This is a genomic window from Saccharothrix tamanrassetensis (assembly GCF_014203665.1).
Classification (GTDB): domain Bacteria; phylum Actinomycetota; class Actinomycetes; order Mycobacteriales; family Pseudonocardiaceae; genus Actinosynnema; species Actinosynnema tamanrassetense.
In genome coordinates, this window is record NZ_JACHJN010000010.1 from 39,373 (window position 1) to 56,105 (window position 16,733).

Sequence of the window (16,733 nt, forward strand, 5' to 3'; positions counted from 1 at the left end):
GGGTCGGACCAGCCGACTAGGCTGGCCGGCGGACGAGGGAAAACCGCGGATCGGGCCTGACGGGATCGATTGAGAAACCCCCGTCGAACACCGCCGCCTACGTGAGACTGGAGCTGGAAGTCCGTGTCCGTCACCGATGACATCACCCGGCTGACCGAGGCCCATCTGCCCGACGACTGGACGGAGCTCGACCGGCGCGCCGTAGACACGGCCCGCGTCCTGGCCGCCGATGCCGTGCAGAAGGTCGGCAACGGCCACCCCGGCACCGCGATGAGCCTCGCACCGCTCGCCTACACGCTGTTCCAGCGCGTCATGCGGCACGACCCCGCCGACCCCGACTGGGTGGGTCGCGACCGGTTCGTGCTCAGCGCCGGGCACTCCAGCCTCACCCTCTACATCCAGCTCTACCTGTCCGGCTTCGGCGTCGAGCTGGACGACCTCAAGGCGTTGCGCACCTGGGGCTCCCGCACCCCCGGCCACCCCGAGCACCGGCACACCCCCGGCGTGGAGATCACCACCGGCCCGCTGGGCCAGGGGCTGGCCTCCGCCGTGGGCATGGCGATGGGCGCGCGCCGCGAGCGCGGCCTGTTCGACCCGGACACCCCCCTGGGTGACAGCCCGTTCGACCACCACATCTTCGTGATCGCCTCCGACGGCGACATCGAGGAGGGCGTGACGTCCGAGGCGTCCTCGCTCGCGGGCACGCAGAAGCTCGGCAACCTCACGGTGATCTACGACGACAACAAGATCTCCATCGAGGACGACACCACGATCGCGCTGTCCGAGGACACCGCGAAGCGCTACGAGGCCTACGGCTGGCACGTTCAGGTCGTGGAGGGCGGCGAGAACGTCGCGGGCATCCTGGACGCGCTGGAGAAGGCCAAGGCGGAGACCCGGCGCCCCTCGTTCATCCTGCTCCGCACGATCATCGGCTTCCCCGCGCCGAACAAGCAGAACACCGGTGCGGCGCACGGCGCGGCGCTGGGCGCCGACGAGGTCGCCGAGGTCAAGAGGATCCTCGGGTTCGACCCGGAGCAGACCTTCGAGGTCGCCGACGAGGTGCTCGCGCACGCGCGCGAGGTCGTCAAGCGCGGCGAGGCGGCCAAGGCCGAGTGGCAGGAGTCGTTCGACGCGTGGGCGTCGGCGAACGGGGAGCGCAAGGCGCTGTTCGACCGGCTGGTGGCGCGCGAGCTGCCGCAGGGCTGGACGGACGTGCTGCCGTCGTGGGAGCCGGACGCGAAGGGCGTGCCGACCCGCAAGGCGTCCGGCGAGACGCTGACCGCGCTGGCGTCCGTGCTGCCGGAGTTGTGGGGCGGCTCGGCGGACCTCGCGGAGAGCAACCTGACCACGATGAAGGGCTCCGACTCGTTCGGCCCCGAGGCGATCTCCACCAAGATGTGGCAGGCCAACCCGTACGGCCGCACGCTGCACTTCGGCGTCCGCGAGCACGCGATGGGCTCGATCCTCAACGGCATCGCGCTGCACGGCCCGACCCGCCCGTACGGCGGCACGTTCCTGGTGTTCTCCGACTACATGCGCCCGGCCGTGCGGCTGGCCGCGCTGATGAAGTCGCCGGTCACCTACGTGTGGACGCACGACTCCATCGGCCTGGGCGAGGACGGCCCGACGCACCAGCCGATCGAGCACCTGGCCGCGCTGCGCGCCATCCCCGGCCTGTCCGTGGTCCGCCCCGGCGACGCGAACGAGACCGCCGCCGCCTGGCGCGCCACCATCGAGCAGACCGAGGGCCCGGTCGGCCTCGCGCTCAGCCGGCAGAACCTGCCGGTGCTGGAGGGCACCAGGGAGAAGGCCACCGAGGGCGTCAAGAAGGGCGGCTACGTGCTGTCCGGCGACGGCGAGCCCGAGCTGATCCTGATCGCCACCGGCTCCGAGCTCCAGGTCGCGGCCGAGGCCCGGAAGGTGTTCGAGGCCGAGGGCGTGGCCACCCGGGTGGTGTCGATGCCCAGCGTCGAGTGGTTCGACGCGCAGGACGAGGCCTACCGCGAGTCGGTGCTGCCGTCGTCGGTGAAGGCCCGGGTCGTGGTGGAGGCGGGCATCGCCCAGCCGTGGTACCGGTTCGTCGGCGACGCCGGCGAGATCGTGTCCATCGAGCACTTCGGCGCCTCGGCCGACTACCAGACGCTGTTCCGCGAGTTCGGCTTCACCACCGAGGACGTCGTCGCGGCGGCCCGCCGGTCGCTGGCCAAGGTCCGCTAGAACCGCAAGGGGAGATGACCACCATGAGTGCCAACCCACTGGCCGCGCTGAGTGAAGCCGGGGTGTCGATCTGGCTGGACGACCTGTCCCGCGAGCGGCTCAACTCCGGCAACCTCGCCGGCCTGATCGCCGACCACCACGTGGTCGGCGTGACCACGAACCCGACGATCTTCGCCGCCGCCCTGGCCAAGGGCGAGTCCTACGACGAGCAGGTCCGCCAACTGGTCGCGCGCGGCGCGGACACCGACGCGGCGGTCCGCGAGATCACCACGTCCGACGTGCGCCACGCGTGCGACCTGTTCCGCTCGCTCTACGAGTCCACCGGCGGCGTGGACGGCCGGGTGTCGATCGAGGTCGACCCGCGCCTGGCCAACGACACCGAGGCCACCATCGCCGAGGCGCTGGACCTGGCCAAGGCGGTGGACCGGCCGAACCTGCTGGTGAAGATCCCGGCCACGGTCGAGGGCCTGCCCGCGGTCACCAAGGTGCTGGCCGAGGGCATCAGCGTGAACGTGACGCTGATCTTCTCCGTCGAGCGCTACCGGCACGTGATGGAGGCGTTCCTCGCCGGCCTGGAGCAGGCCAAGGCGAACGGCCACGACCTGCGCGGCATCCACTCCGTGGCGTCGTTCTTCGTGTCCCGGGTGGACACCGAGATCGACAAGCGGCTGGACGCGCTGGACACCCCGCGCGCCAAGGAGCTGCGCGGCCGGGCCGCGATCGCGAACGCCCGGCTGGCGTACGCGGCGTTCCAGGAGACGTTCCGGGGCGAGCGCTGGGACGCGCTGGCCGCCGAGGGCGCCCGCGCCCAGCGCCCGCTGTGGGCGTCGACCGGCGTGAAGGACCCGGCCTACTCCGACACCCGGTACGTCGACGAGCTGGTGGTGGCCGACACGGTCAACACGATGCCGGAGAAGACGCTGCACGCGGTCGCCGACCACGGCAGGATCACCGGTGACACCGTGACCGGGCGGGCCGCCCAGGCGCAGCAGGTCTTCGACGGGCTGACCGAAATCGGCATCGACCTCGACGACGTGTTCATCGTGCTGGAGACCGAGGGCGTCGACAAGTTCGAGAAGTCCTGGGCGGAACTGCTGGACACGGTGACCGGACAACTGAACCAGGCTAAGGACTGAAACACATGACCGAGGTGGTCTCCGTGGAGATCGTCCGCTCGCCGAACGAGGACCAGGTCGCCACCGTCGTGGGCGACCTGGTCGCGGACCGGGTGGCGAGCAAGCTCACCGCAGGCGACGCCACGCTGTGGGGTCCCGACGCGGAGTCCGAGGCGTCCATCCGACTCGCCTGGACCGCGCTGCACGAGACGTCCCGCCCGCTGGTCGCCGAGATCGAGGCGCTGCGCGCGGAACTGCTCGCCGAGGGCGTGGACCGGGTGGTGCTCGCGGGCATGGGCGGCTCGTCGCTCGCGCCCGAGGTGATCACCGGCACCGCGGGGGTGCCGGTGGTGGTGCTGGACACCACCGACCCCGGACAGGTGGCCGACGCGCTGGCGGGCGACCTCCGGCGGACCGTGCTGGTGGTGTCGTCCAAGTCGGGCGGCACCGTGGAGACCGACAGCCACCGCCGGATCTTCGAGGCCGCGTTCGCCGCCGCGGGCATCGACGCGGCGTCCCGGATCGTGGTGGTGACCGACCCCGGCTCGCCGCTGGAGGCCGCGTCCCGCGAGGCGGGCTACCGCAAGGTGTTCCTGGCCGACCCGCACGTGGGCGGCCGGTACTCGGCGCTGACCGCGTTCGGCCTGGTGCCGTCCGGGCTGGCGGGCGCGGACGTCGCCGGCCTGCTGGACGACGCCGCCGCGGCCGCTCCCCTGGTGTCGGTCGACTCGCCGGACAACCCGGCCGTGGTGCTGGCGGCGATCTTCGCGGTGGCGCACGCGCACGGCGCGGAGAAGATCGTGCTCGCCGACACCGGCTCGGGCATCGCCGGTCTCGGCGACTGGGCCGAGCAGCTGATCGCCGAGTCCACCGGCAAGAACGGCACCGGCCTGCTGCCGGTCGTGGTCGAGGGCCCCGGTGCGCCCGGGTTCGTGGACGCCCGCTCGGACGCCACGACCGTGGCGATCGGACCGGCCACCGGCTCGTCGTCGCTCGCCGTGGAGGGCAGGCTCGGCGCGCAGTTCCTGGTGTGGGAGTACGCGACCGCGCTGGTGGGCCGCGTGCTGGACATCAACCCGTTCGACCAGCCCGACGTGGAGGCCGCGAAGAAGGCCGCCCGGTCGCTCCTGGACGCCCCGACCGCGTCCGCGGCGACACCGGCGTTCGTGGACGGTCCGATCGAGGTGTACCCGAGCGAGGGCTGGCTGTCCGGGAACGTGAAGACGGTCGCCGACGCGCTCAAGGCGCTGGTCGCGGCCGCGCCCTCGCACGGCTACCTGTCCGTGCAGGCCTACCTGGACCGGCTGGACGACGCGTCGTTCGCGCTGGTCCGGCCGGAGCTGGCGCAGCGCTCGCACCTCCAGACCACGTTCGGCTGGGGCCCGCGCTTCCTGCACTCCACCGGCCAGTACCACAAGGGCGGCCACCAGAACGGCGTGTACCTCCAGCTCACCGGGGCGTCCGAGGCGTCGTTGGACGTGCCGGGCCGCCCGTACGACCTGGGCACGCTGCAACTGGCGCAGGCGCTGGGCGACGGCCAGGTGCTGGCCGAGCGCGGGCGACCGGTGCTGCGGCTGCACCTGACCGACCGCGTCGCCGGGCTCGCGCAGCTCGTCGAGGCCATCCAGGAGGACGGTTCGTGACCGGGTCCACGAGATCACCGTCCGACGCGGCACGGCGCCGTCGGCCGTCCGGCGGGCACGGCGAGGAGGGGCGATGACGGCACCGACCAAGCGCAACCCGTTGCGGGACGCGCGCGACAAGCGGCTGCCGCGCATCGCCGGGCCGTGCGGCCTGGTGATCTTCGGCGTGACCGGCGACCTGTCGCGCAAGAAGCTCATGCCCGCCATCTACGACCTGGCCAACCGGGGTCTGCTGCCGCCGGGCTTCGCGCTCGTCGGCTTCGCCCGGCGCGACTGGGCCGACCAGGACTTCATGCAGGTCGTGCACGAGGCGGTCAAGCAGCACGCCCGCACGCCGTTCCGGCAGGAGGTCTGGGACCAGCTCGCCGAGGGCATCCGGTTCGTCCAGGGCACCTTCGACGACGACACCGCGTTCGACACGCTGGCCACCACCATCTCCGACCTGGACCGCGAACGCGGCACCGGCGGCAACCACGCGTTCTACCTGTCGGTGCCGCCCAGCGCGTTCACCACGGTGGTCAACCAGCTCAAGCGCGCCGGCCTGGCCACGCCGCCCACCGACAACCCCGGCCAGTGGCGGCGGGTCGTCATCGAGAAGCCGTTCGGGCACGACCTGGCCAGCGCCCGGCAGCTCAACAAGATCGTCAACGACGTCTTCCCCGAGGAGTCGGTGTTCCGCATCGACCACTACCTCGGCAAGGAGACGGTGCAGAACATCCTGGCGCTGCGCTTCGCCAACCAGCTCTACGAACCCATCTGGAACGCCAACTACGTCGACCACGTGCAGATCACCATGGCCGAGGACATCGGCCTGGGCGGGCGCGCGGGCTACTACGATGGCATCGGCGCGGCGCGGGACGTGATCCAGAACCACCTGCTCCAGCTGCTCGCGCTGACCGCGATGGAGGAGCCGGTCTCGTTCCGGCCGTCCGACCTGCGCGCGGAGAAGGTCAAGGTGCTGTCCGCGACCAAGCCGGTCGGCCCGCTCGGCGAGACCACCGCGCGCGGCCAGTACACGGGCGGCTGGCAGGGCGGGCAGAAGGTGCCCGGCCTGCTGGAGGAGGGCGGCTTCGCCAAGGACTCCAAGACCGAGACCTACGCCGCCATCACCTGCGAGATCAACACCCGGCGCTGGGCGGGCGTGCCGTTCTACCTGCGCACCGGCAAGCGGCTGGGCCGCCGGGTCACCGAGGTGGCCGTGGTGTTCAAGCGCGCGCCGCACCTGCCGTTCGACGACACCGCCACCGAGGAGCTGGGGCAGAACGCCCTGGTGGTGCGGGTGCAGCCGGACGAGGGCGTGACCATCCGGTTCGGCTCCAAGGTGCCCGGCAACACCATGGAGGTCCGGGACGTCACGATGGACTTCGGCTACGGCCACGCGTTCACCGAGTCGTCCCCCGAGGCCTACGAGCGGCTGCTGCTGGACGTGCTGCTCGGCGAGCCGTCGCTGTTCCCGAAGAACGACGAGGTCGAGCTGTCCTGGGAGATCCTCGACCCGGTGCTGCGGCACTGGGAGGGCTCCGGCGAGCCGGAGAAGTACAAGGCGGGGACCTGGGGCCCGGCGTCGGCGGACGAGATGCTGGCCCGCACCGGTAGGCACTGGAGGCGTCCGTGATCATCGACCTGCCCTCGACCACCACGTCACAGGTCAACACCAAGCTCGTGCAGCTGCGCGAGGAGGGCGGCGCGGTCACCCTCGGCCGGGTGCTCACGCTGGTCATCGTCACCGACGACGGCGCGAAGACCGAGGTCGCCGTGGACGCGGCCAACGCCGCCAGCCGCGAACACCCCTGCCGGGTGATCGTGGTGGCCCGGGGCGCGCGCAAGGCCGCGCCCCGGCTGGACGCCCAGATCCGGGTCGGCGGCGACGCGGGCGCGTCCGAGGTGATCGTGCTGCGGCTGTACGGCGAACTGGCCAACGAAGGCGCGTCGTGCGTCGTGCCGCTGCTGCTGCCGGACACCCCGGTCGTGGCGTGGTGGCCGCACGAGGCCCCGGCGGTGCCCGCGCAGGACCCGATCGGGCAGCTCGCGCAGCGCCGGATCACCGACGCGGCGGCCGAGAAGAACCCGATCAAGGCGCTGGACCAGCGCAAGTCCGGCTACACGCCGGGCGACACCGACCTGGCGTGGACCAGGTTGACGCTGTGGCGGGCGATGCTCGCGTCGGCGTTCGACCTGCCGCCGTACGAGAGGGTCACCGACGCGGAGGTCGGCGGCGAGGCCGACTCGCCGTCCACCGACCTGCTGGCCGCGTGGCTGGCGGGCGCGTTGAAGGTGCCGGTGAAGCGGTCCAAGGCGGCGCGCGGCGTGGGCATCGTGGACGTGCGGCTGGTCCGCCGGTCCGGTGTGGTGGAGCTGGTGCGGCCGGACGGCAAGGTGGGCACGCTGTCCCAACCCGGTCAGCCGGAGCGCCGGGTGGCCTTGCAGCGCCGGGACCTGCGGGACTGCCTGGCCGAGGAGCTGCGCCGGCTCGACCCGGACGAGGTGTACGAGTTGGCGCTGAAGTCGTTGGGCAAGGTCGTGCGCGGTCGCACCCCGACGAAGGCTTCCGCGGTCCGCAAGCCGGCCGCGGCCAAGGCCGCCCCGTCGGCTGCCGCGACAGCCGCCCCGTCGGTGGCGGGCAAGGCGGACGCCTCGGGTCCGGGCGGCAAGGCGGGCCCGTCCCAGGCGGGCGGCAAGGCCGGTTCCTCCGAGGCGGGTGGCAAGGCACCCGCGTCGGAGGCGGGTGGCAAGGCTGCCTCGGCGACGGGCGGCAAGGCGGGCACGCCGGCGGCGGCGAAGGCCGCTCCCCCGGCGGCGGGCAAGGCCGGTTCCCCGGCCAAGGGCAAGAACTCCTCGTCGGCGGCCAAGGTCAAGGGATCCTCGGCGGCGGGCAGGGCGGACACCTCGGCGGCGGGCAAGGCCGGCGAGGGCAAGGCGGCCGGCAACGGCGAGGTGGCCAGGTCCAGGGCGAGGGCGAAGGCATGAGCCGTCCCGAGGTGGTGGTGCACCGCGACGGCGACCTGCTGGCCGCCGCCACGGCCGCCCGGCTGGTGACCAGGCTGGTGGACGCCCAGACCGCGCGCGGCTCGGCGTCGCTGGTGCTGACCGGCGGGCGGACCGGCAACGCGGTGCTGGAGCACCTGCGGATGACACCGGCCCGGGACGCGGTGGACTGGTCCCGGGTGGACCTGTACTGGGGCGACGAGCGCTTCCTGCCGCGCGGGCACGAGGAGCGCAACGAGACCCAGGCCCGGTCGGCGCTGCTCGACCACGTCCCGGTGGACCCGGACCGGGTGCACCCGGTGGAGCCGTCCGACGGCCGGTTCGGCGACGACCCGGACGCGGCGGCCGACGCCTACGCGGACGTGCTGGCGTCGGCGGCCCGGCCGGAGGACCACGGCCCGGTGCCGTCGTTCGACGTGCTCCTGCTCGGCGTGGGCGAGGAGGGCCACACGGCGTCCGTCTTCCCCGGCTCCCCCGCCGTCTACGAGCGGGAACGCACGGTGGTGGCGGTCCGCAACTGCCCCAAGCCCCCGCCGACCAGGGTGAGCCTCACCCTGCCGGCCATCCGGCAGGCCCGCGAGGTGTGGCTGATGACCACCGGCGCGGCCAAGGCGGCGGCGGTCTCCATGGCGCTGACCGGCGCGGGCGAGGTCCAACTGCCGGCGGCGGGTGCCCTCGGCAAGCGCCGGACGCTGTGGCTGCTCGACTCGACTGCGGCGGCCAAGGTCCCGGAGCTGTTCACTCCCCCGCTGGCCTGACATCCCGGTGGATCGGGCGGCGCCGCGTGTCGGTACCGCCCGATTTTCCGTTTCCGGACTAGTGATCCACGTCACGTCATTCCGGCGGGTCCGGGGTGTTCCGCCCGGCCGGAACGTTCGCGCTCGCAACTTTGTGGTGCCCGCCGCGTCCCATCCGGGTAATCAAGGCGTCTCGTTGGGTGAGGCGGGGCGAGGCGAGCACTTCGCGGGCGGAGGAGCGGGTCATGCCAAGCGTGCTGACAGCGCAGTACGGTGACGACCAGCGGATGGCTGACACGGGAGGGCGAGTCCTGGCCGGCAACGCTGTCGAAACGCTGCCGAGCGGCGGGGTCAATGGCGTCCCGGCCGAGCGGGTGCGCCGGGCTGCCCGCGGACTGCGGGCCCGGCTGGCCAAGCACCGGCAGGTGTTCCTCGACGTGGGCGCGGTGGCGATCGCTGCGTTCGACGTGTGGTTCTGGTTCGCGCCGGACGCCAAGTCCTACAACTACGTGCTGTCGATCATCGCGGTGGTCGCGGTGGCGTTCCGGCGGCGGTTCCCGTTCCTGGTCGTGCTGCTCACCGTGCCGGGGTTCCTGGCGGGCATGGCGCAGCTCGCCGCGATGATCGCCCTGGGCACGCTGGCCAGGCAGAGGCTGCTGTCCACGCAGACCTACATCGCCGCCGGGTTGGTGTGGCTGAGCCGGTTCTTCCTGTGGCCGCCGGAGGACTTCGTCGCACTGCCCTGGACGACCCACATCCACGACGCCATCTACGGCTGCATCGTGGCCGGGATGCCGATCGCCATCGGCCTGCTCGTGCACGCCCGGGAGGAGCTGTCCGCCCGGATAGCCGAGCTCGCCGTCAGCCGCGAACGGGAGCGACTGCTGCACGCCCACGCCGTGCGTGCCGACGAACGCGCCCGCCTCGCCCGTGAGATGCACGACGTGGTGTCGCACCAGGTGAGCCTGATCGCCATGCAGGCGGGAGCACTGCGGGTCGCCGTCGCGGACCCGGACGCCCAGCAGGTCGCCGGCACCATCCGGTCGTTGAGCACCCGGACGTTGGACGAGTTGCGGCAGCTGGTCAGCGTGCTGCGCACGACCAGCGGTGACGACTCGCCGCAGCCCCGGATCGAGGAGCTGCCGCAGCTGGTGGCCGGCGCGGGGATCCCGGCGTCCCTGACCGTCCAGGGACCGGTGGGCGACCTGCCCGCGCCGATCTCGGGCGCCGTCTACCGGACGGTGCAGGAGGCGTTGACCAACGTGCGCAAGCACGCCGGCGGGGCGACCACCGCGGTGCACGTCCAGGCGGACCCCGACGAGTTGCGGGTGGAGATCCGCAACGACGCCCCGGCCCGGCACGAGTGCTCGTCCCTGCCCAGCGGCGGGCACGGGCTGGTGGGCCTGCGGGAGCGGGCAGCCCTGCTGGACGGCACGTTCGAAGCCGGGCCCGCCGAGGACGGCGGGTTCCGGGTCGCCGTCACCTTCCCGCTGGCACGGCAGCTCGACGGGTAGCCACCGCGGTGCACACGGCCGCGGCGAGCCCCAGCGCGCCGCAGACCACCGCGGGCAGCAGAGCCGGTTCGTGCCGCAGCAGCACGGACGGCAGGAACCAGACCGCTGCGCCGAGGCCGAAGCCGAGAGGGGCGGCTGCCACCACCGCTGCCGGACCGGACTGGCGTCGGCGCAGCGAGCGGAGCAGGGACTCCAGGTAGGCGAGGGTGAACAGCAGGAGTACCGCGCTGCCCGCGCCCATGACGCTGATCATGGGGTTGGTGGTGGGTCGCAGCGAGTACTCGGTGGTCTTGCCGCCGGACTCGACGGTGGCCAAGGCCGCGCCGCCGATGATCCAGCGGGCCGCGCCGGGCAGTTCGAACGCGTTCGGCGGGGTGGCGGTGGCCTCGGCGAGGGTGATGCCGGCGGCGGTGATCCGGAGGGTGGCCGGCTCGGTGACGCCGTCGACGGCGACGGGTCTGCCGAGGTCGCGTTCCAGGACGGGCAGGTCGCGGTCGGGCACGGTGAAGGGCAGGGCCAGCATGACGGCCGCGAGGAGGGCGGCGGCAGGCACGAGCCGGCGGGCGGGCCCGCGTCTTTCGATCAGGTCGCGGGCGGGGACCAGGGGTTGCCCGCCGAGGACGGCCGGCGGCGACAGGGCGTCCACCGTGGTGGCCCGGACCGGGATGTCCAGGGTTTCGCGGGGTACCGAGGGCCGGGTGGACGGCCGGGTGCTGGCGGAGGCCACCTGCGGTGCCAGGTGGACGGGCAGGCCGACGCGCATCAGCCAGTCGGGGCCGAAGACCTCGGCCGCCGCACCCGCCAGGTCGATCGCGAAGGTCTCCGCGTTGCGGTAGCGGGCGTGCGGATCGCGTGCCACGCCTCGCATGACGACCCGGGCGAGCGGGGCGGGGACTTCGGCTTCGGTGAGGGGACGGGGTTGCTGGTGGACGTGGCGCTGGATCATGGCCAGCGCGCCGCCGCCGCTGTCGAACGGCAGGCGTCCGCTGAGGAGTTCGTAGAGGACCGTGGCGGTGCCGTAGACGTCGGCGGCGGGGCTCAGGGGGTTGCCCAGCGCCTGCTCGGGTGAGAGGTAGGCGGGGGTGCCCAGGACCTGGCCGCCGTGGGTCACCAGGGTCGCGCCTTCGCTGACGACCTGGGAGATGCCGAAGTCGGCCACCTTCAGCGCGCCTTGGGCGGTGAACAGGAGGTTCTTGGGCTTCACGTCCAGGTGCAGGACGCCCGCGCCGTGCGCGGCGTGCAGGCCGGAGAGGGTGGCCAGGGCGATGGCGCAGGACTCGGACGGGGTGCAGCCGCGTTCGGAGAACCTGGACCAGACCGTGCCGCCGTCCAGTTTCTCCATCACCAGCAGGTGTTCGCCGTGGTCCTGGACGTAGTCGTAGACCGGGACGATGTGCGGGTGGTCCAGGCGGGCCAGCAGGCGTGCCTCGCGCTCGAACCTGGCGCTCATCGCGGCGTCCTCGGCCAGGACGTGCGGGAGGCGTTTGACCGCCACCGGGCGGCCCAGTGGGCGGTGCACGCCGGCGTAGACGACGCCCATGCCGCCGTGGCCGATCCGGGGGCCGATGTCGTACTGGGGCAGGGCGGCGATGACGCCGGGGGACGCTGCCTCGGTCACGCGGCACCGCCGGGGAGGGGGCGGGTGATGCGTTGGGTGGCTTCGGGGTCGATGGGTGGGTGCTGGTGCTGGTGCTGGTCTTGGTGCGGGTGTCGGTTTTGGTGCTGGTCTTGGTGGGGGTGCTGGTCTCGGTGGAGGTGGTCCTGGTGGGGGTGGGGGGTTAGGTAGCCGAGTGCGAAAGCGGCGGCGGCGGCGCCGAGGATGAACGGGATCTCGGCTGCCGGGGAGGGTGCCATGACGCGGAGGACCGAGAGGGAGATGACGGCCACCAGGCCGGTGCCGATGCCGGCGGGGAGGAACTGCATGGCGCGTTGCCAGCGGTTGGCCGGGAGGCGGCGGCGGGCCAGGGCCCAGAGGGCGCCGATCCAGGCGAGGGCGGTCAGGGCGAAGACGGCGATGCCGAAGATGCCGTAGACGGACCAGACGGAGCCTCGGACGTCGCCCGTGGTGCTGATGGTGGCGATGACGTCGCGTTGGACGTCCAGGACCTCGATGTCGGTGGGGAGCAGGCCGGTTGCCTGCGTGCCCAGTTGGGTCAGGTCCAGGACGAAGGCCTTGGTGACGCTCTCCTTGGCCGGGACGTCGAAGGGAACCGTTGTGTCGTAGGAGAAGAAGGTGAGCGCCAGGGCTGTACCGGAGAGGCGGACGGTCTTGACGTGGCGCACGGTGTCGGTTCTGTTGTGGACGGTCACCGAGATGCGGGCCGAGCCGGTCGGGTCCAGGACCAGGTCGTCGTTGCCCACGGGGGTGCCATCCACTGTGGCGCTCAGGGTGACGGTGTCGGGGGTGGCTTGGGCGATGGCGGGAGTGGGCGCGAAGAACTGGAGGGGCAGGGAGAGCGCGAGTGAGGTCACGAGTGTGGTTACGAGTGAGATACCGGCAAGAGGCGGTAAACCGACCCTGCTCATAATGCGTCTCACAGGGGCACCTCGAAGTTCAGGGGACGCGGACGAGTCCGGGAGTCGGCATGCGATCGGCAGGAACACTAGCTCTACTCGGTGCCATCGCCTATGGCGTTACCTCGCTTGTGTCCACTTCGGTCTCGGAGGCTGCTCCGGTGTCGGGGCGGGAGGGGTTCGGGCGGGAAGGGCTCGGGCGGGAGGTGCCGGCGTTGGGGCAGCAGGCGCCGGTCATCACGTTGACGCCGAACACGGGGGTGGCGGGGTCCGGGTTCACGGTGGGGTGGTCGGGGTTCGCCTGGGATCCGGACTGCTACCAGCGGATGCAGGTGCTGTGGGACAACGCGTGGACCGTCCTGGCTACGCCCGCGCAGAGTCGGAGCGGGTCGGTAGGGGTCACGGTGCCCGCTTCGGCGGGTGCCGGTGGGCACACGGTGGTGTTGCGGACGGTGTGTCGGGGGAGCATCGCGCGGGGGACTTTCACAGTGACGGTGGCTCCCACTACGACCAGGACCACGGTGCCGCCTGTCACCACCACTACGACTCCGCCGGTGGTTACTACGACGGCGCCGCCGGTTACCACCACGACTTCACGGTCTACTACTACCGCGACGACCACCACGCCGACTTCGACGACCACCACCACTGGTGGTGAGAGTTCCGGTAGTGCGGCGCCTGGCACTCCCCCGGCGTTCGACGGCGGGGACGGGGCGTTGATGTTGGACAAGGACAACATCCAGCCCGGGGATCCGTTGACGGCGACCGGAACGGGGTGCCGGCCCGGGTCCGAGGTGCGGCTGAGTTCGCTGGGTGAGGATGTGGGACGGACTCGGGCCGATTCATCGGGGACGTTCAGCACTCGGGTGGAATTCGCGACGATCGAGCCCGGACGGCACGTGGTCCGGGCCGATTGCGGGATCATCCTGGTGGGGAGTGTGGAGGTCGCGTTGACCAGTTCTACGGGTGGGACTACGTCGACGTTGATGGTGCTGGTGTTCTTCGTGCTGGTGGGGGCGATGTTGCTGCGTCGGCAGTTCAGTGCGTGGCGGCGGGTGGCCTGAGGTTGTGGTGGTGGGGGCGCGGTTGCGTGGGGTGAAAGCGGAGAGTGAAGCACGAGGAGAGTGAAAGCGGGCGCTCGCCGCTGGGCAGGCCTCCGGGGGGTGGGGCGGTGGTTGGGTGGGGGCGCGCCTTGCCGGTGGTGCGTCCGGTTACGCCGACGGCCCCCGTGGCGGGTGCCAAGGGGGCCGTCGGGCGCGTTCTTTGCAGCTAGGGCTCTTCGCGCTGCTTGCGCAGTTTGATGAGCGCCTCTTCGAGGATCGCCTCGCCGTCCGCGTCGGAGCGGCGCTCCTTCACGTACGCCAAGTGCGTCTTGTACGGCTCGTTGCGCGGAGGAGCAGGGGGAGCCTGCTCGTCCCTGCCCGCCGGCAGACCGCACCGGGGGCAGTCCCAGTTCTCCGGGATCTCCGCTTCGACCGCGAACGACGGACGCGACTCGTGCGCGTTGGCGCACCAGTACGACACCCGACGACGGGGCGCGGACTCGCCGCGCTCCGACTCACCCATCGGGCCTGCGCCGACGCGGGTACCGCGAATCGCGTTACCACCAGCCATCGACCCTCACACCCCCACCACGTGGATTCCCTCTGTCAGTTGACCTTGAGCAACAGCCCGATGCCGACGATGGCGATGACCCAGATCGCGCCGACGAACAGCGTCAGGCGGTCCAGGTTCTTCTCCACCACGCTCGACCCGGACAGGCTCGACTGCATTCCGCCGCCGAACAACGAGGACAGACCACCGCCACGGCCTCGGTGCAGCAACACGAGCAGGATCAGCAGCACGCTGGAGACGATCAACAGGATCTGCAGGAACAGGATCATTTCTTCCTCGCTGTCAGGCAGGTGACGCCACAGAGTACCCGGTCGACTGCCGACCGTGGACCACCGCAGTGGTCGGGGATGTTCGGCACCCTCAGGGTAGAGGTCCGCCGGCCGCCAGGGCACAGAGCTTGGCGAACTCGTCGGCGTCCAGGCTCGCACCGCCCACCAGGGCGCCGTCGACGTCCTTCTGCCCGACCAGCTCGCCGATGTTGCCGGACTTCACCGACCCGCCGTAGAGCACCCGAACGGCCGAAGCCACGTCCTCGTCGTACAGCTCGGCCAGCTTCGCCCGCAGCGCCGCGCACACCTCCTGCGCGTCGGACGACGAGGCCACCTTGCCGGTGCCGATGGCCCACACCGGTTCGTAGGCGACGACGACGCCCTTGGCCTGCTCGGCGGTGACGCCCTTGAGGCCCGCCACGAGCTGGTTCGTGCAGTGCTCGACGTGGTCGCCCGCCTCGCGCACCTCCAACCGCTCGCCGAGGCAGAAGATCGGGGTGATGCCGTGCTTGAGCGCGGCCTTGACCTTCTTGTTGACCAGCGCGTCGTCCTCGTGGTGGTACTCGCGCCGCTCGGAGTGGCCCACGGTCACGTAGGAGCAGCCGAGCTTGGCCAGCATCGGGCCGGACACGTCACCGGTGTACGCGCCCGAGTCGTGCGGGGACAGGTCCTGCGCGCCGTACTTGAGCAGCAGCTTGTCGCCGTCGACCAGGGTCTGGATGGACCGGATGTCGATGAACGGCGGCAGCACCGCCACCTCGACCTTGGCGAAGTACTTCTCCGGCAGGGAGAACGCGATCTTCTGCACCAGGGCGATGGCCTCGAGGTGGTTGAGGTTCATCTTCCAGTTGCCGGCGATGAGGGGCTGGCGCGCGGCCATCAGGCACCGCCTTCGGTGGAGGTGTGCGACCCGGCCTGTTCCAGCACGGAGACGCCGGGCAGGTCCTTGCCCTCCAGGAACTCCAGGGAGGCCCCGCCGCCGGTGGAGATGTGCGAGAAGCCGTCCTCGGGCAGGCCGAGCGCGCGCACGGCGGCGGCGGAGTCCCCCCCGCCGACGACGGTGAACGCGTCGCTCCCGATCAGCGCCTCGGCGACCGCGCGGGTGCCGCCCGCGAACGCCTCGAACTCGAACACGCCCATGGGGCCGTTCCAGAAGACGGTCCGCGCGTCGGCGAGCTTGGCGGCGAACAGGTCGCGCGACTTCGGGCCGATGTCCAGGCCCTGGCGGTCCGCCGGGATGGCGGTCGCGTCGACCACGTCGTGTTCGGCGTCGGCGGCGAAGTCGGCCGCGGCCAGCACGTCGACCGGCAGCACCAGTTCGACGCCGCGGGTCTCGGCGTCCTTGAGGAACCCGGCCACCTTCTCCAGCTGGTCCTCCTGGAGCAGCGACCTGCCGACCTCGTGGCCCTGGGCCTTGAGGAAGGTGTAGGCCATGCCGCCGCCGATGAGCAGGCGGTCGACCTTGGTGAGCAGGTTGGCGATGACGCCGAGCTTGTCGGACACCTTCGCGCCGCCCAGCACGACCACGTAGGGACGGAGGTCGGCGGCGATCTGGTCCCCGGCGCCGCCGGAGGCGAGCTTGCGCAGCACCTCCACCTCGGCCAGCACCAGACCGCCCGCGTAGGCCGGGAGCTTCTTCGCCACGTCGTAGACCGACGCCTGCTTGCGGTGCACGACGCCGAAGCCGTCGGAGACGAACGCGTCCGCCTTCGCCGCCAGCTCGTCCGCCAGGGCTTCCCGCTCGGCGTCGTCCTTGCTGGTCTCACGGGGGTCGAAGCGGATGTTCTCGAGCAGCACGACGGTGCCGTCGCCGTCCGCCTCGGTGCCGATCCCGACCTTCCGGCCGAGCAGCTCGCCCAGCCGCACGGCGACCGGGGCGAGGGAGAGCTGCGGGTCGGGTCCGCCCTTGGGGCGGCCCAGGTGCGCGGCGACGAGGACGCGGGCGCCCGCGTCGACCAGCGCCTTGAGGGTGGGCACCGACGCGCGCACACGGCCGTCGTCGGTGATCTTGCCGTTGTCGAGGGGGACGTTCAGGTCGGCGCGCACCAGGACGCGCCGACCCGACACACCCTCGGCGAGGAGGTCGCTGAGAGTCTTCACAACCGGTCTTCCGCTCGGTGGCCTG

Annotated in this window: 15 protein-coding genes; 9 read left to right on the top strand and 6 right to left on the bottom strand. The window is 71.9% G+C overall.

The features are described from left to right. The first annotated feature begins 123 nt into the window (after positions 1–123). The 7 genes from tkt (at position 124) to FHS29_RS27905 (ending at position 10,211) form a co-directional block, all read left to right on the top strand. Positions 124–2,217 (top strand): transketolase, encoded by a 2,094-nt coding sequence (gene tkt / locus FHS29_RS27875; protein ID WP_184695606.1) that lies wholly within the window; start codon positions 124–126, stop codon positions 2,215–2,217. Positions 2,218–2,240: 23 nt separating this feature from the next. Continuing rightward, the gene (gene tal / locus FHS29_RS27880) at positions 2,241–3,353 is read left to right on the top strand and encodes a transaldolase (protein ID WP_184695607.1); all 1,113 of its coding nucleotides are present in this window, start codon (positions 2,241–2,243) and stop codon (positions 3,351–3,353) included. A 5-nt stretch (positions 3,354–3,358) separates the two neighbouring features. Beyond that, positions 3,359–4,975, top strand: coding sequence for a glucose-6-phosphate isomerase (locus FHS29_RS27885; RefSeq protein WP_184695608.1), 1,617 nt, complete (start codon positions 3,359–3,361; stop codon positions 4,973–4,975). 73 nt (positions 4,976–5,048) lie between these two features. Continuing rightward, positions 5,049–6,590 carry a glucose-6-phosphate dehydrogenase gene (zwf, locus tag FHS29_RS27890; RefSeq protein ID WP_184695609.1) on the top strand — a complete coding sequence of 514 codons (1,542 nt, stop codon included), beginning with the start codon at positions 5,049–5,051 and terminating at the stop codon, positions 6,588–6,590. Continuing rightward, entirely contained in the window at positions 6,587–7,942 is a 1,356-nt protein-coding gene (opcA, locus tag FHS29_RS27895) for a glucose-6-phosphate dehydrogenase assembly protein OpcA (protein WP_184695610.1), read from the top strand. The genes zwf and opcA overlap by 4 nt, the downstream gene beginning before the upstream one ends. Then, entirely contained in the window at positions 7,939–8,718 is a 780-nt protein-coding gene (gene pgl / locus FHS29_RS27900; protein ID WP_184695611.1) for a 6-phosphogluconolactonase, read from the top strand. Before opcA ends, pgl begins: the two co-directional genes overlap by 4 nt. A gap of 224 nt (positions 8,719–8,942) precedes the next feature. Further along, entirely contained in the window at positions 8,943–10,211 is a 1,269-nt protein-coding gene (locus FHS29_RS27905; protein ID WP_184695612.1) for a sensor histidine kinase, read from the top strand. On the opposite strand, the gene FHS29_RS27910 is transcribed toward FHS29_RS27905, so the two are convergent. After that, positions 10,177–11,829, bottom strand: a complete 1,653-nt coding sequence (locus FHS29_RS27910; RefSeq protein WP_312865134.1) for a serine/threonine-protein kinase — start codon at positions 11,827–11,829, stop codon at positions 10,177–10,179. The two genes, FHS29_RS27905 and FHS29_RS27910, sit on opposite strands and share 35 nt — an antisense overlap. Then, on the bottom strand, positions 11,826–12,683 hold the full coding sequence (locus FHS29_RS27915; protein WP_184695613.1) for a hypothetical protein: 858 nt from the start codon (positions 12,681–12,683) through the stop codon (positions 11,826–11,828). The genes FHS29_RS27910 and FHS29_RS27915 overlap by 4 nt, the downstream gene beginning before the upstream one ends. Positions 12,684–13,179: 496 nt before the next feature. Between FHS29_RS27915 and FHS29_RS27920 the strand changes: the two genes are divergently transcribed. Both FHS29_RS27920 and FHS29_RS37140 read left to right on the top strand, forming a co-directional pair. Beyond that, on the top strand, positions 13,180–13,383 hold the full coding sequence (locus FHS29_RS27920) for a hypothetical protein (RefSeq protein ID WP_184695614.1): 204 nt from the start codon (positions 13,180–13,182) through the stop codon (positions 13,381–13,383). A 208-nt stretch (positions 13,384–13,591) separates the two neighbouring features. After that, a complete protein-coding gene (locus FHS29_RS37140) occupies positions 13,592–13,789 on the top strand; it encodes a hypothetical protein (protein ID WP_246440924.1) in 198 nt (65 codons plus the stop codon). A 205-nt stretch (positions 13,790–13,994) separates the two neighbouring features. Here FHS29_RS37140 and FHS29_RS27930 read toward each other — a convergent pair whose 3' ends face one another. The 4 genes from FHS29_RS27930 to FHS29_RS27945 all read right to left on the bottom strand — a co-directional run bounded on the left by FHS29_RS27930 (position 13,995) and on the right by FHS29_RS27945 (position 16,708). Further along, positions 13,995–14,339, bottom strand: coding sequence for an RNA polymerase-binding protein RbpA (locus FHS29_RS27930; RefSeq protein ID WP_033440747.1), 345 nt, complete (start codon positions 14,337–14,339; stop codon positions 13,995–13,997). Between the two features lie 35 nt (positions 14,340–14,374). Then, positions 14,375–14,608, bottom strand: a complete 234-nt coding sequence (gene secG, locus FHS29_RS27935) for a preprotein translocase subunit SecG (RefSeq protein ID WP_184695615.1) — start codon at positions 14,606–14,608, stop codon at positions 14,375–14,377. Positions 14,609–14,699: 91 nt separating this feature from the next. Then, positions 14,700–15,488: a triose-phosphate isomerase gene (gene tpiA / locus FHS29_RS27940; RefSeq protein ID WP_184695617.1), complete on the bottom strand. Its 789-nt coding sequence runs from the start codon at positions 15,486–15,488 to the stop codon at positions 14,700–14,702. Beyond that, positions 15,488–16,708 (bottom strand): phosphoglycerate kinase, encoded by a 1,221-nt coding sequence (locus FHS29_RS27945; protein WP_184695619.1) that lies wholly within the window; start codon positions 16,706–16,708, stop codon positions 15,488–15,490. Before FHS29_RS27945 ends, tpiA begins: the two co-directional genes overlap by 1 nt. Between the last annotated feature and the right edge of the window lie 25 nt (positions 16,709–16,733).

Bases quoted from the DNA above. Each gene is read 5' to 3' on its own strand.
- FHS29_RS27905 (WP_184695612.1), top strand. From the start codon at position 8,943: ATGCCAAGCGTGCTGACAGCGCAGTACGGTGACGACCAGCGGATGGCT.
- FHS29_RS27930 (WP_033440747.1), bottom strand. From the start codon at position 14,339: ATGGCTGGTGGTAACGCGATTCGCGGTACCCGCGTCGGCGCAGGCCCG.
- zwf (WP_184695609.1), top strand. From the start codon at position 5,049: ATGACGGCACCGACCAAGCGCAACCCGTTGCGGGACGCGCGCGACAAG.
- secG (WP_184695615.1), bottom strand. From the start codon at position 14,608: ATGATCCTGTTCCTGCAGATCCTGTTGATCGTCTCCAGCGTGCTGCTG.
- pgl (WP_184695611.1), top strand. From the start codon at position 7,939: ATGAGCCGTCCCGAGGTGGTGGTGCACCGCGACGGCGACCTGCTGGCC.
- tpiA (WP_184695617.1), bottom strand. From the start codon at position 15,488: ATGGCCGCGCGCCAGCCCCTCATCGCCGGCAACTGGAAGATGAACCTC.
- tal (WP_184695607.1), top strand. From the start codon at position 2,241: ATGAGTGCCAACCCACTGGCCGCGCTGAGTGAAGCCGGGGTGTCGATC.
- FHS29_RS27885 (WP_184695608.1), top strand. From the start codon at position 3,359: ATGACCGAGGTGGTCTCCGTGGAGATCGTCCGCTCGCCGAACGAGGAC.